The organism is Amycolatopsis sp. NPDC043885 (genome assembly GCF_056435685.1).
The window spans coordinates 1-13,892 of the sequence record NZ_JBWKEA010000019.1; the positions used below are offsets into that span (position 1 = coordinate 1).

General features: G+C 68.9%; 13 protein-coding genes. 5 read left to right on the forward strand and 8 right to left on the reverse strand.

The window, feature by feature from the left end; genetic code table 11:
* Positions 1–214: 214 nt before the first annotated feature.
* Complete coding sequence (locus AC069I_RS36100) at positions 215–1,654, forward strand: APC family permease (protein ID WP_478227926.1); 1,440 nt, start codon at positions 215–217, stop codon at positions 1,652–1,654.
* On the opposite strand, the gene AC069I_RS36105 is transcribed toward AC069I_RS36100, so the two are convergent.
* Genes AC069I_RS36105 through AC069I_RS36115 form a run of 3 tightly spaced genes read right to left on the reverse strand, consistent with a single transcriptional unit; the run spans position 1,629 to position 3,554 of the window.
* Positions 1,629–2,297, reverse strand: a complete 669-nt coding sequence (locus AC069I_RS36105; protein WP_340688464.1) for a DUF6885 family protein — start codon at positions 2,295–2,297, stop codon at positions 1,629–1,631. The two genes, AC069I_RS36100 and AC069I_RS36105, sit on opposite strands and share 26 nt — an antisense overlap.
* Complete coding sequence (locus tag AC069I_RS36110) at positions 2,297–2,713, reverse strand: GNAT family N-acetyltransferase (RefSeq protein ID WP_478227809.1); 417 nt, start codon at positions 2,711–2,713, stop codon at positions 2,297–2,299. The genes AC069I_RS36105 and AC069I_RS36110 overlap by 1 nt, the downstream gene beginning before the upstream one ends.
* 46 nt (positions 2,714–2,759) lie before the next feature.
* Positions 2,760–3,554, reverse strand: coding sequence for an EamA family transporter (locus AC069I_RS36115; RefSeq protein ID WP_478227925.1), 795 nt, complete (start codon positions 3,552–3,554; stop codon positions 2,760–2,762).
* A gap of 339 nt (positions 3,555–3,893) precedes the next feature.
* On the opposite strand from AC069I_RS36115, the gene AC069I_RS36120 reads away from it, so the two are divergent.
* The 3 genes from AC069I_RS36120 to AC069I_RS36130 all read left to right on the forward strand — a co-directional run bounded on the left by AC069I_RS36120 (position 3,894) and on the right by AC069I_RS36130 (position 5,627).
* On the forward strand, positions 3,894–4,073 hold the full coding sequence (locus AC069I_RS36120; protein WP_016332937.1) for a DUF7455 domain-containing protein: 180 nt from the start codon (positions 3,894–3,896) through the stop codon (positions 4,071–4,073).
* 104 nt (positions 4,074–4,177) lie between these two features.
* Positions 4,178–5,041: an alpha/beta fold hydrolase gene (locus AC069I_RS36125; RefSeq protein ID WP_478227808.1), complete on the forward strand. Its 864-nt coding sequence runs from the start codon at positions 4,178–4,180 to the stop codon at positions 5,039–5,041.
* Complete coding sequence (locus AC069I_RS36130; protein ID WP_478227807.1) at positions 5,022–5,627, forward strand: TetR/AcrR family transcriptional regulator; 606 nt, start codon at positions 5,022–5,024, stop codon at positions 5,625–5,627. Before AC069I_RS36125 ends, AC069I_RS36130 begins: the two co-directional genes overlap by 20 nt.
* Positions 5,628–5,684: 57 nt before the next feature.
* Here the strand turns inward: AC069I_RS36130 and AC069I_RS36135 are convergent, their stop codons facing one another.
* The 5 genes from AC069I_RS36135 to AC069I_RS36155 all read right to left on the reverse strand — a co-directional run bounded on the left by AC069I_RS36135 (position 5,685) and on the right by AC069I_RS36155 (position 12,427).
* Positions 5,685–6,866, reverse strand: coding sequence for an ROK family transcriptional regulator (locus tag AC069I_RS36135; protein WP_051972592.1), 1,182 nt, complete (start codon positions 6,864–6,866; stop codon positions 5,685–5,687).
* Between the two features lie 11 nt (positions 6,867–6,877).
* Complete coding sequence (locus AC069I_RS36140) at positions 6,878–8,338, reverse strand: sugar ABC transporter permease (protein WP_478267395.1); 1,461 nt, start codon at positions 8,336–8,338, stop codon at positions 6,878–6,880.
* Positions 8,339–8,361: 23 nt separating this feature from the next.
* A complete protein-coding gene (locus AC069I_RS36145) occupies positions 8,362–9,135 on the reverse strand; it encodes an ATP-binding cassette domain-containing protein (RefSeq protein ID WP_005164482.1) in 774 nt (257 codons plus the stop codon).
* 79 nt (positions 9,136–9,214) lie between these two features.
* A complete protein-coding gene (locus tag AC069I_RS36150) occupies positions 9,215–10,348 on the reverse strand; it encodes a sugar ABC transporter substrate-binding protein (RefSeq protein ID WP_192745403.1) in 1,134 nt (377 codons plus the stop codon).
* A gap of 324 nt (positions 10,349–10,672) precedes the next feature.
* Entirely contained in the window at positions 10,673–12,427 is a 1,755-nt protein-coding gene (locus AC069I_RS36155) for a DEAD/DEAH box helicase (RefSeq protein ID WP_478233730.1), read from the reverse strand.
* A 264-nt stretch (positions 12,428–12,691) separates the two neighbouring features.
* Between AC069I_RS36155 and AC069I_RS36160 the strand changes: the two genes are divergently transcribed.
* Positions 12,692–13,816 carry a YihY/virulence factor BrkB family protein gene (locus tag AC069I_RS36160; protein WP_478227803.1) on the forward strand — a complete coding sequence of 375 codons (1,125 nt, stop codon included), beginning with the start codon at positions 12,692–12,694 and terminating at the stop codon, positions 13,814–13,816.
* The last annotated feature ends 76 nt before the right edge of the window (positions 13,817–13,892 follow it).

A 13,892-nucleotide genomic window follows, 5' to 3' on the forward strand; every position in this document is an offset into this window, starting at 1 on the left:
GAAGCGGAGGGTGTGGTAGGAGAGAGATTGGGGGGGATTGCGGTAGGAAGAGGGAGGGAAAGAAAAGGGGTTGGTGTTGTGGTGGGGGGGGGGTGGGGGGGGGGGGGGGGTGGGGGGAAAACCCAAACCCCCCACCCACGACCACCTGGACCCACCGATCTGCGAGGTGGACGGTGATCTTCTAGCGTGACCCTTCATGCGGCGAACTCTGGACGTGGACGCGGTCCTGAAACGGCAGGACTCGGGTGAGCTGAAACGCCGGCTGCACGGGCGCGATCTCATCGGGTTCGGGGTCGGCATCATCATCGGCACCGGGATCTTCACCCTCGCCGGGGTCGAGGCGAAGTCCCACGCGGGCCCGTCGGTTACGTTGTCGTTCGTGCTCGGTGCCGTCGTGGCCGGGATGGCCGCGCTCTGTTACGCCGAGCTCGCGTCCAGCGTGCCGACGGCGGGAAGCGCCTACACCTACGCCTTCGCGACCCTCGGCGAGACCTTCGCCTGGATCATCGGCTGGGATCTTCTGCTCGAATTCGCCCTCGGCGCGGCCGTCGTGTCGCGTGGCTGGTCCGGCTATCTCGCGAATCTGATGGGGCTCTCCCCCGAGTGGTTCGGCGAAGACGCGAAGGTGAACATAGGCGCGGTCGCGATCATCGCCGTGCTGACCGTGATCGCCGTCCTCGGGATCAAGGAGTCGGCGCGGGTGACGAATCTGCTCGTGCTGGTCAAGGTCGCGGTCTGCGTGCTGATCCTCGCGGTCGGCGTGTTCTACGTCCGCGGCGAGAACCTCACCCCGTTCATCCCGCCCGCCCAGGCGCCGACGGAGATGGCCGGGCCCCTGCATCAGCCGATCGTGCAAGCCGTGCTCGGGCTCGAACAGTCCGTCTACGGGGTCGCCGGGATGGTGACGGCCGCCGCCGTCGTCTTCTTCGCCTACACCGGTTTCGAGGCACTCGCCAACCTCGGCGAGGAGACTGTGAACCCGAAACGCGATCTGCGCGTCGGCATCCTCGGCGCGCTCGGCGTCTGCGCGCTGCTCTACATCGGGGTCTCGCTGGTGCTGACCGGGATGGTGCCCTTCACCGAGATCGACGCGGGCGCCCCGCTCGCCGACGCCTTCGACCGCGTCGGGCAGCACTGGGTGGGCGCGCTGATCTCGCTCGGCGCGGTCACCGGGCTGACGTCGGTGATGATGGTGGAACTGGTGACGATCGGCCGAATCGGGTTCGCGATGGGCCGCGACGGCCTGCTGCCGAAAAAGTTCGGCACGGTGCATCCGCGCTGGGGCACCCCGCACCGGATGACCATCGCCGGCGCGGTGCTGATCGCGGCGCTGGCCGCGTTCGTGCCGATCTCCGAACTCGCCGATATGGTCAGCATCGGCGCGTTGTCGGCGATGATCATCGTCGCGGTGGCCGTCCCGGTGCTGCGGAAACGCCGTCCGGACCTGGAACGCCCGTTCACCGTGCCGTTTTCGCCCTACCTGCCCATCGTGGCGGCGCTGGCGTGTTTCTACCTGATGCTGAACCTGGACGTGATGACCTGGCTGCGGTTCGCCGCGTGGCTGCTGCTCGGCCTGCTGATCTACGTTTTCTACGGACGCACGCATTCCCGGTTCGCGAAGGACGAGATCAGCTCCACAGACCGGCCGTCGTGATCGCGGCGACGGCGGCCTCGGCGTCGCCGTCGTCCACCACGACCAGCATCCGTTTCAGCGCCGCGGCCACCCATTCCACCGGCTGGTCGTGCAATCCGTTGTCCCCCAAGGACGGATAACCGTCCATAATGGACACCAGGGTTCCTTCGGCACCGATCCGCATGCCGGTCGCCAGCACGTGGTGAGCGGCGGACGGGCGCCAGCGGGACGACCACAGCGGCGGGATCCCCGTGTCGAGGTAGTCGAGCAGCGCTCGCGCCGGGGTGTCGTGCGCGCCGAATTCGGCCGGGTCGACCTCCGCGATCAACGCGACGCGCGGCAGATGCCACAGCGCGGCCAGGAGCATGAACAACGACTGCGGTGCCCAGTTCCCGCTGGCGGACACGGCGGCGAGCCGTCCGCCCGACAGCGCCCCGATCGCCCGGGACAGGCCTTCGGTCGTGGTGCCGGACAGCGCCGCGACCTCGTCCTGTCCCGCGACGTCGAACCCCGCAGCGCGCAGGGCGGCCAGCGCCGTGAACGGCCCGGCGAGCCCGTCCTTCTGCGGCAGTTCGGCCCGCGCGACGGCGACGAGGTGCTCGCCGCCGGGCAGCCAGCGCCGCCCGGACAGCCCCGTCCGGTCGCCGTCGATTCCGGAGGACATCAGTCTTCGAACGTCCACGACCGCATGACGAACGGCCCGTCGTTCGACGCCCCGGCCGAAGCGTAGGTCGCCAGCGCGGCCTTGTTGTCCGTTTCGACCCCGACCCACATCCCCCGGCAACCACGCTCCCGCGCGATCCCGGCCAGCGCGTCGACGAGGTCGCGGCCGATGCCGCGCCGTTGGTAGTCCGGGCTGACGTCGAGTTCGTTGAGGAACATCTCGGTGCCCTTGTCCGGATGCGTCACCTCGGTGCCGGTGATCATCCCCGCGGGTTCGCCGTCTTCGTAGGCGATCAGGAGATGGTTCTCCGCCCCCGCCAGGAACTTCTCGGACGCGTCCCGTTGCGCGGGCCCGTCGAACAGATGCTGAGCGGCGACGACCTCCTCGACGGTGACTGCCCGCCGGATCTCGGCCACGTGTCCTCCCGGTGTTCGCAACGCCACAGGCTGGTCAGTATCCCGCTCAGGGAGGCGCCGGGCCATCACGTTTGCCCGGCGACCGCAGCGCGACCCCGGCGACGACGGCCAGGGTGCCGATCGCCTCGGGCAGGGTCGGGACCTGCCGGAGCCACAGAAAGCCGACCAGTCCCGCCGTGACCGGCAGCAACGCGAGCAGCAGCGCGAACCGCGCCCGCCCGGCCTTGCGCAGGACCACTTGGTCGAGCGCGTACGGCACGACGGTCGAAAGCACCCCGACCCCGATGCCGAGCAGCAGCAAACGTGGCGAACCCCATACCGCGCCGGTGCCGAGCGCCAGCGGCGACAGCACCACGGTGCCCACGGCGAACCCGACGGCCAGCCCGTCGATCCCGTTCCCGCCGACCGCGACCCGCTTCCCGAGCAGGATGTACCCGGCCCAGGCGGCCGCAGCGCCGAGCGCGAACAGCACGCCGAGCAGGCTGCCTTCGAGCCGGACGTCCGCGATGGCGACCACCCCGGCCGCCACCAGCAGCAGCGCGAAGACGTCACGGCGCGTGCGCGAACCGAACGCCGCCACCACCACGGGCCCGGCGAACTCGAGGGCGACCGCGGTGCCGAGGGGCAGCCGCGCGATCGCCTCGTAGAAGAGCACGTTCATCCCGGCGGTGACGATGCCGAAGGCGCCCGCGAGCAGGAACGCGCGCCCGGTCCACGCCGAGCGGGGTGGCCTGCGCCACGCCAGGAGGACCACCGCCGCCCCGAGACAGCGGAGCCAGGCCACCCCCGCGGGGGAGGCGACCGAAAAGAGACCTACGGCGATGGCCGCACCGGCGTACATGGAAATTCCGCTGAGAACGAACAAGACCGGCGACGGCACGCTCGGAAGACGGTTCCGGACGACTGCGATACCCACCCTCGCATGGTGCCTGACGTGGGAAAAGACGGTTCCACGGGGAGTCGTCTCCCACGTTGCGTGATTACGCTACGGCATCCGAGGTAATTACCAGTGACAAATGAGACACCCGCACGGGAACACTTGCGGGTCGCCAAACGTCTGGAAGAGTGGAAGCACGAACACGGCGGGGCCGGGAACGAACGTTGCCGGCATCAGTGCCGAAGTGGTCGTAGCTGGATCGATGGCACCGGGCCACCGGTGCCGGGACGGAGGGAGACTCCAATGACTTCACCGACGCTCACCCGCCCCGAACTGACCGCTGCCGACCGATGCGACCGGTGTGGAGCTGCAGCCCAGGTTCGAGCCATTCTCAGCACCGGTGGCGAGTTGCTCTTCTGTGGTCACCACGCCCGCGCACACGAAACGAAGCTCAAGGAAATGTCCGCGGACATTCAGCGGTAGCCCACCAGTCCACGACCACCGGCGGCCGGCTACTCCCCAGGGAGAGAGCCGGCCGCCCTTTTTTACGCTTCAAAAACATACAGACAGAACGTATGTTTATTGCCATGACGACCAGCGACCTTCTCGGCGAGGTGCACGAGGCAGACCTCGGCGGCGCCCGCATCCGCTACCGCGACCGCGGCGAAGGCCCTCCCGTGGTCTTCGTGCACGGACTGCTGACCAACGGCCTGCTCTGGCGCAAGGTGGCCCCGGCGGTCGCCGACGCCGGCTTCCGCTGCCTCACGCCGGACTGGCCGCTGGGGTCGCACGAGATCCCGGTCCCGAACGCCGATCTGAGCCCGCCCGGGGTCGCCGCGCTCATCGCGCGGTTCCTCGAAGTGCTCGACCTGGCCGACGTCACCGTGGTCGCGAACGACACCGGCGGCGCGCTCACGCAACTGCTCATGACCACGGACCCGGAACGGGTGGGCCGGGTCGTGCTGACCCCGTCGGACTCCTACGAGCGCTTCCTGCCGCCGCTGTTCGCGGGGCTGAGCCCGCTGGCCCGGATTCCCGGCGGCGTCGGGCTGATGATCCTGGCGCTGCGCTCGCGGTGGCTGCTGAAGACGACGGACTTCCTCTGGCTGGCCAAACACCCGGTCCCGGACCATATCCTCGACGCGTACCTCCTGCCCAGCCGCCGGAGCGCGGAGATCCGCGACGATCTGCGCCGGTTCACCGCGAGCATCGACAACCGGTACACGCTGACCGCCGCCGAGCGGCTGCCCGCGTTCACCAAGCCGGTGCTGCTGGCCTGGGCGCCCGAAGACCGGCATTTCCCGCTGTGGCTGGGCCGCAAACTCGCCGGGGTCCTGCCGAACGCCGAACTGAAGACGATCGAGGACTCCTACGCCTTCGTGCCGGAGGACCAGCCGGAGCGGCTGAGCGGCATGATGGTGGAATTCCTGCGTGCCCACGCCACGACGTAGCCAGACCGAACGATCGCACTCGACGCGGGCCGCGTTGATCGCGGCGGCGCGGACGCTGTTCGCCGAACAGGGTTACGCCGCCGTGCCCGCCGACGAGATCGTCCAGGCGGCGGGCGTCACCCGCGGCGCGCTGTACCACCACTTCGGGGACAAACAGGGCCTGTTCCGTGCCGTGATCGAGCAGATCGAAACGGAGATCACCGAGGAACTGAAGACCGTCCTGCGCGCCACGGACGACCCGTGGGCGGGGGCGCTCGGCGTGCTGAGCCGGTTCCTGGACCTGTGCCTGCGGCCCGAAGTGGTGCGGATCGCGCTCACGGACGCCGTCTCCGTCCTCGGCTGGCAGGAATGGCGGGAGCTGGAGAGCCGGTACGGGCTGGGCCTGATCACGGAGATCCTGGAGGCCGCCGCGGCAGACGGGCTGCTGATCGACGCGCCGATCCCGGAACTGGCGCAGCTGGCGCTGAGCGCCTGCGCGGAGGCGGCGCTGATGATCGCGCACGCTGAAGACCCCGCCGCCGCCAAGGAGAAGTCCCTCGCTGCCCTGGTGGCCCTGCTGTCCGGCCTCGCGCAAGAACGCATTTAGTCCTCTGGATGCGGTCCTTGCGTGTGCAACTACCGCATCCAGAGGACTAAATGCGAGCTAGACGGTGTCCAGGATCATCTCGAAGGCGGCTTCGGCGGCACCCAGCAGCTTCACGTCCGCCCCGAGCGCGGAGCTCACGATCTGCGTCCCGCCCACGGCCCGGCTGACCAGGCTCCGCCGCCGGACCTCGGCCGCCACCGACTTCACGACCGAGTCGGGCAGCACGGTGAGCAGGTCGCCGAGCACGACCAACTGCGGGCCGAGCAGGTTGACCACGTTCACCAGGCCCAGCGTCAGCCATTCCGCGAACTCCGACAGCCGCTCCTCGGCCGCGTGCGGATCCCGGCCCAGTTCGCGCAGTTCGAACAGGATCGCCCCGCGCGGGGTGTCCTCCGGCAGGTCGAGCGCGCGGCACAACGCCGCCTCGCCGACCTCGGTCTCCCAGCAGCCGCTGGATCCGCAGTAGCAGGGACGGCCGCCCGGCCGGATCGCCATGTGCCCGATCTCGCCGACGTAGCCCGCGCCGCCGCGCAGCGACGAACCGTCCGCGATGATCCCTCCCCCGACACCGACGTCGGCGGAGACGTACACGGCGTCGGAAGAGCCCCGCGCGGCGCCGCGCAGGTGTTCGGCGATGGCGCCGAGTTCGGCGTCATTGCCGACCAGGACGGGGATGCGCAGCACACCGCCGAGCCGTTCCCCCAGCGCCACATCCGTCCAGCGCAGGTTGGGCGCTTCGTGGACGTGCCCGTCGGCCCGGCGGACGACGCCGGGCACGGACACCCCCGCGGCGATCGGCTGCACACCGAGGTCGCCCGCCAGCACGGTGGTCGACTCGATCACGTGCGTGATCACCTCGTCGGCTTCCCGCGTCCGGCCGTGGAGGTTCCAGCTGTTGCGCCCGAGGATCTGGCCGCCGAACCCGACCAGCGCGATCGCCACGTGTTCGACCTGGAGGTCGACCGCGAGCACCACCGCCGCGTGCGGCTGCGGCAGGACCAGGAGCGAGGGGCGGCCCGCCCCTCGACCCGGCCTCGGGACCCGCTCCTCGACGACACCCGCTTCCGCGAGGCCGTCGACGAGGGTCTTGATGGTGCTGCGGTTGAGCCCCAGCTCGGTGGCGAGGGTCGCCCTGGTGCTCGGGCCGCTGACGTGCAGCAACCGGAGCAAGGTCGTGCGGTTGTGCCTGCGCACCTCGTCTGGTCGTGCAACGGGTGTGCTGGTCACGGGCTTCATCATTCCATGCGGACTCAGCGCGGCGACGCAGCCGCGCGGCGCCGGGACAGCGCGTCGACCGTGGCCGCGAGAAGCAGCACCAGACCGGTGACGATGTTGACCACCGCCGCCGACTGCTTCAGCAGGCCGAGCGCGTTCTCCACGACCGCCAGCACGAGGCCACCGATCACCGCGTCGACGACCCGGCCCTTGCCGCCGAACAGCGACGTGCCACCGATGACGGCGGCGCCGACCGCGAACAGCAGCGTGTTGAGGCCACCGGCCTGCGGGTCGACCGAACCGACCTTCGACGAGTAGACGATCGCGCCGACCGCCGCCACCGCCGAGCAGATGACGAACACCGAAGCGCGGATCTTCTCGACGTTGATACCGGCGCGGCGGGCCGCCTCGCGGTTGCCGCCGACGGCGTAGATGTGACGGCCGTACTGGGTGCGGTTGAGCACGTACGTGCCGAGCACCAGCAGGCCGAGCACGATCGGCACGACGTACGGGACACCGGAGATGACGATGTTCGGGTTCGGCGCGCGGTTCAGCGTCAGCAGATAGGTCGCGATCGCGGCGACCACGGCGATAGCGCCGACCTTGAACAGCACCATCGGCGTCGGCTGCGTGACCAGGCCGCGTTTGAGCCGCGAGAAGTGCTGTCCCAGTGTCACCGCGGCGAACCCGCCCGCGGCGATCAGGAAGAGGACCCAGCTGCCCACAGTGGACAGATTGCCGTTGGCGACCTTGAACAGCACGTCCGAGGTGCTGATGCCGAGCGTGCCGCCCTCACCGATGAACTGGAGGATGACCCCTTGCCAGGCCAGGAAGAGCGCCAGCGTCACCACGAACGAGGGCATCCCGATCTTGGAGACGAGGAAACCGGTGAGGACACCGATCGCGCCACCGACGCTGATCGCGAGCAGCATCTCGATCCACGGGTTCGCCGCGGTTCCCGAGAGCACGAGCGCGATGGCGAGCACGGCGAATCCGACACCCGCCCAGATCCGCAGGACCACACCGAGCAACGCGGCGATCGCGAGTACCACGAGGAACGCGATGAACACGCCGTTCCCCATGCCGCCCAACAGGTTTCCGTTGCGCACGTAGTGCATCGCCAGCACCGCGGCGGTGACCCCGGACGCGGTGCCCGCGGAAAGGTCGATCTCGCCGAGCAGCAGCACGAACACGATGCCCATCGCGATGATCGCCTTGCCTGCGCCTTGGGCCATCAGGTTCGCGATGTTGTTCATCGTCAGGAAGGTGTCCGACAGCGAGGCGAACACGATCACCAGCACGAGCAGGCCGAGCAGCGCCGGGAGCGACCCCAGCTGTCCCGCCTTGAGCCGGGAGAGGTAGTCGCCGACGGCCTCGCGTGTCGACATCGATGTCGTGTCGATGCCGAAGTCCGTGATGGCCGCCGACGGGTTGAGCGCGGCGGCCGCCGGCTTGCCCCCCTCCGGCGAGGCGGGCTTTGCAGGTGTCTCAGTCATTTCCGGTTCTTTCTCGCCTCGGATCAGAGGACGGCGGCTTCGGGGCGGGCAAGGCCGAGGTCGCCGGAGCGACCGGCGGTGATCAGTTCCACGACCTGGCCGTGGGTGACGTCCTTGGTGTGCACCTCGGCGACGAGACGGCCGAGGTAGAGCACCGCGATACGGTCGGCGACCTCGAAGACGTCGGCCATGTTGTGGCTGATCAGCACGACGCCGAGACCTTGTTCGGCGAGGCGGCGGACGAGGTCGAGCACCTGGCGGGTCTGCGCGACACCGAGCGCGGCGGTCGGCTCGTCGAGGAGGACGACCTTCGAGTCCCACAGGACGGATTTGGCGATCGCGACGGTCTGCCGCTGCCCGCCGGAGAGGGCCGAAACGGGCGTACGGACCGATTTCACGGTGCGGACCGACAGCGACGCGAGCGTCTCGCGGGCGGCCTTCTCCATGCTGGCCTCGTCGAGCAGCCATTTGCTGCCGCGTTCGCGGCCGAGGAACATGTTCTGCACGATGTCGAGGTTCTCGGCCAGCGCGAGGTCCTGGTAGACGACCTCGATCCCCAGATCCGCGGCGTCACGCGGGCCGTGGATGTTCACCTGCTTGCCCTGGAACGTCACCGTTCCCGAGTCGTAGCCGTGGATCCCGGCGATCGACTTGACCAAAGTGGACTTGCCGGCACCGTTGTCGCCGACCAGCGCGGTGACCTCGCCGGCGCGCACGTTGAAGTCCACGTCGTGGAGGACGTGGACCGGCCCGAAGCTCTTGTTCAGCTGCTTCAGTTCGAGGATGGGTTCACTCATGGGGGTTCTCCCGGCTGGGTACCGGGCCGGTGCGCGCTGTCGGGAGAACGCACCGGCCCGGTCGTCTGGATTGAACGGGTCAGGAGATACCGAGCTGCGTGCACGCCGCGGCCAGGTCGCCGCCGCAGATCTCGGCCGCCTTGACGTAGCCCTGCGTCACGACCTCCTTGACACCGTCCTTGGTGGTCATCTTCGGCTCGAGGAGCACGGACTTGACCTCGCGGTTGCCCTTCGGGTCCTTCGCCTTGCCGGTGGCCAGCGCGTCGGCACCCGCCTTGTCGCCCTTGGCCAGCAGCACGGCGAGCTTCGCCGCGGCTTCGGCCTCTTCCTTGATCGGCTTGAAGACGGTCATGTACTGGTCACCGCGCAGGATCGCCATGAGGCCGTCCGCGGTGGCGTCCTGGCCGGTGACCGGGACCTTGCCGTTGAGGCCGTTCTTCTTCAGCACGGTGATGACCGCGCCGGCGAGACCGTCGTTCGCGGCGACGACGCCGTCGACCCTGCCCTTGTTGTCGGTCAGGATCTGCTCGAAGGTCTGGCCGCCCTTCTGGTTGTCCCAGTTGTCGATGGCCTGTTCCCGCACGAGCTTCAGGTCGCCGCTGGCGAACTTCGGCTGCAGCACGGACTTCTGGCCGTTGGCGAACAGCGTCGCGTTGTTGTCGGTCGGGGCACCCTCGATCATGACGACCTCGGCGCCCTTCTTGTCCTTCAACGCGTCGGCGAGGCCCTGGCCCTGCAGCTGGCCGACCTTCTCGTTGTCGAACGAGACGTAGTAGTCGGAGCTGCCGCCGAGGTTGAGGCGGTCGTAGTCGATCGTCGGGATGCCCGCGGCCTGCGCCTTGCGGGCGACCGCCGCGCCGACCTCGCCGTTGATGGCGGCGATGATCAGGACCTTGACGTTCTGCGCGATCATGCCGTCGGCCAGCGTGGTGAACTTCTGGACGTCGCCCTGGGCGTTCTGGACGTCGGCGTCGAAGCCCGCGTCCTTGAGCGCCTTGGTCAGGAACGGCTTGTCGAAGGACTCCCAGCGCGCCGAAGTGGCGGTCTCCGGCAGGATGACGCCGACCTTGCCGCCGGCGGCGGCGCCGCCCGGGGCGGGGGCGGACTGCGAGGAGTTGCCGCTGCCCGAGTCTGCGGTGTTGGCACCACAGGCGGAGAGCACCAGGCCGGCGCCCACCGTCGCGGCGAGGAGGGTAAGGGTTCTGCTGCGCATCCTCGTTCCTTCCGGATCTTGCTCGCGGGCGGCGATCCCGAGGGACCGGTCGCACCATCGCGCATATGTTGTGGGCGACAACATATGCCGCCGAACGGGTTTCGCGGAAGACGGCTGAATCGATTAAGCCTCATCAAATGGACACGGTTTGGCAACGTGGCCGTAGCAAGACGTATGAAGTCTAGGTGCGCTGACGGTGTGACCGCCACCACTCACCCAGCGTGATCGGAGCGGCTCGGGTTCTCTGCCCCGAACGCTATGAAAGGTCCTTTCCTTGCAAATTTTGCAAGGAAAGGACCTTTCATAGCGCTTGCTACGGGACTACTACCAGGAACGCAGCGTGACGATCCGCTCTTCGAGTTGCTCCACCGAGGCCATCGCGGTCGGCGGCCCGCCGCAGACCCGGCGCAGTTCGTTGTGGATCGCGCCGTGCGGCTTCTTCGTCCGGTGGTGGTGCACGCCCACCAGGGCGTTCAGCTCCTTGCGCAGGCTGCCGAGCCGCTCGCTGACCGACTGCGGCCGCGCGATCGGCGCGGCTTCCTCGGCCTTGGGCTTGCGCCGCTTCTCGTCGGAGAGCTGCTCCTCCTGCCGCTTCCGCAGCAGGGCGCGGACCTGGTCCGGTTCGAGCAGCCCCGGCAGGCCGAGGTACTCCTGCTCCTCGTCGGAACCGGAGAACACCGCGGTGCCGAAGGAGTTGCCGTCGTAGATGACCTGGTCGAGCTCGGCGGAGGCGCCCAGCGAGGTGAACGCCTTCTCCTCCTCGCCCGGCTCGTCCTCGGTGCGGTTGGCCTGGGCCAGGAGCTCGTCGTCCCAGCCCTCCTTCTCACGGTGCGGCTTGCCGAGGACGTGGTCGCGCTGCGCCTCCAGCTCACTGGCCAGTTCCAGCAGCACCGGCACACTCGGCAGGAACACCGAAGCCGTCTCGCCGGGCTTGCGCGAACGCACGTACCGGCCGATGGCCTGCGCGAAGAACAGCGGGGTCGACGCGCTCGTGGCGTAGACGCCGACCGCCAGCCGCGGCACGTCGACGCCTTCGGACACCATCCGGACCGCGACCAGCCAGCGGTCGGTCGAATCGGAGAACTCCTTGATCCGGCCGGACGCCTTGGGGTCGTCGGAGAGGACGACCGTCGGGTTCTGGCCGGAGATGCGCTGCAGGATCTTGGCGTAGGCGCGCGCGGAGTCCTGGTCGGTGGCGATCACCAGACCGCCCGCGTCCGGGATGCCGTTGGCGCGAAGCTGCGTGAGGCGTGTGTCGGCGGCCTGCAGCACCGACGGGATCCACTCGCCCGCCGGGTCGAGCGCCGTGCGCCAGGCCCGCGCGTTCTGTTCCGCGGTCAGCGGCTCGCCGAGCCGCGCGGTGAACTCCTCCCCCGCGCTCGTGCGCCAGGAGGCCTCGCCGGAGTAGGCGAGGAAGACGACCGGCCGCACCACGCCGTCGGCGAGCGCGTCGGCGTAACCGTAGGAGTGGTCGGCCTTGCTGCGCTGGAAACCCGAGCCGTCGGGTTCGTAGGTGACGAACGGGATCGGCGAGTCGTCGCTGCGGAACGGCGTCCCGGTCAGCGCGAGACGGCGGACGGCGGGCGTGAACGCCTCCCGGACCGCGTCACCCCAGGACTTCGCGTCACCACCGTGGTGGATCTCGTCCAGGATGACCAGGGTCTTGCGGTTCTCGGTGCGCACACGGTGCAGCGTCGGATGCGCGGCGACCTGCGCGTAGGTCACCGCTACACCTTGGTAGTCACGCGAGGTGACGCCGGTGCCGTTGCGGAAGTTCGAGTCGATCGCGATACCGGCGGCCGCGGCCGAGGCGGCCCACTGGTGCTTCAGGTGTTCCGTCGGCGCGACGATGGTGATCCGCTCGACGGTCCGGTCGCTCAGCAGCTCGGCGGCGATCCGGAGACCGAACACCGTCTTGCCCGCGCCCGGCGTCGCGACGGCCAGGAAGTCCTGCGGTTTCTTCGTGAGGTACTTCGTCAGCGCACGCCGCTGCCAGGCACGCAGCGGCCGGGCGGTGCTGTCCTTCGCCGCGGGAGGCGCGCCCAGCTCGCCCCGATCGCGTTCAACCGTTTCCGACATGCAGGTTCCCCTCCTCCCTCACCCGAAACGCCTGGTCATCCACCCTGACACAAGCGAAAACCCCCACTTGGGTATCCGGCCGCGACGCCGGCGCCTGAGGTGAGGGCACTCGGGGGAGCCTACCTCGCGGGCCACTGGAACGCCGGAAGCGCCACCCCCGTTGTCGGGTTACTCACCCGAAAACCCAGGGGTGGCGAGCCGAATGGCGCGGCATGGACCATGCTGGACACCGTCAAGGGCGCTCGGCGCCGTCGGAGGAGCTGCATGAGCGAGGAGAACGGCCGTCCGGACACGGCCGCCGAGGTCGCGAAGGGCCGCAGGGGTCCGTTGCGCCTGCTCAGCCGCACGCTCAGCAAGGCGTGGGACGGCAACATCTTCTCCGAGGCCGCCGAAGCCGCGTTCTGGCAGACGCTCTCCCTGCCGCCACTGCTGCTGGGACTCCTCGGTTGCCTCGGCTTCGTCGGCGACTGGTTCGGCCAGGAGGTCGTGACCGCGGTCCACGATCGGATCATCACCTTCAGCAAGACGATCTTCAGCGACAACGCCGTCCACGACATCATCGAGCCGACGGTCAACAGCATCCTGTTCGTCGGCAAGGGCGAAATCGTCTCCGTCGGCTTCCTGATCTCCCTGTGGGCGGGTTCGTCGGCGATGTCGTCGTTCGTCGACGCCATCACCGTGGCACACGACCAGTACGGCGTCCGCAACGACGTGTGGCAGCGGATCTTCGCGCTGCTGCTGTACCTGGCCGGGCTGGTCATCCTGGTGGTCGGGCTGCCGCTGCTGGCGATCGGGCCGGACCTGCTCCCCCAGTTCTTCCCCACCGACTGGCGCGACACGGTGTCGTACTGGGTCGGCACGCTGTACTACCCGGTGCTGGCCGTGATGATCGTGCTCGCGCTGACGACGCTGTACAAGCTCGCCCTGCCGCGCAGGCTGCCGTGGCACCGGGGGCTGCCGGGCGCGATGCTCGCCATGGTCGTGTTCCTGCTCTCCAGTATCGGGCTGCGGATCTACCTGAACTGGATCACCAAGACCGGCTACACCTACGGCGCGCTCGCCGCGCCGATCGCGTTCCTGTTGCTGATGTTCTTCATCGGGCTCGCGGTGGTCGGCGGCGCGTACTTCAACAGCGCGATCCAGGAACTGTGGCCCGCCAAGGCGACGAAACGGCAGCGCCGGAAATGGCGGCGGCTGGAAATGGAACGCGCGAACGAACGGATCCGCGCCGAAGAGGGCCGCAAACTGTGGGAACGGACGACGGTCCCGCTCCGCCGTCCCCGCCAGAACGGCGATTCCCCGGACAGTGACGCCGAACACGTGCGGGAACAATCGGTGAACGAAGAAACGCAGAGCGAAGCCGATCAGGTGACGGAACGGCGAAATTGAGCGGGACCTCATCCCGAAGTCGTACTCCGATTCCACCCGTGGTGTGAATCCACTCCACCCCCCGCCATGAAAGGCT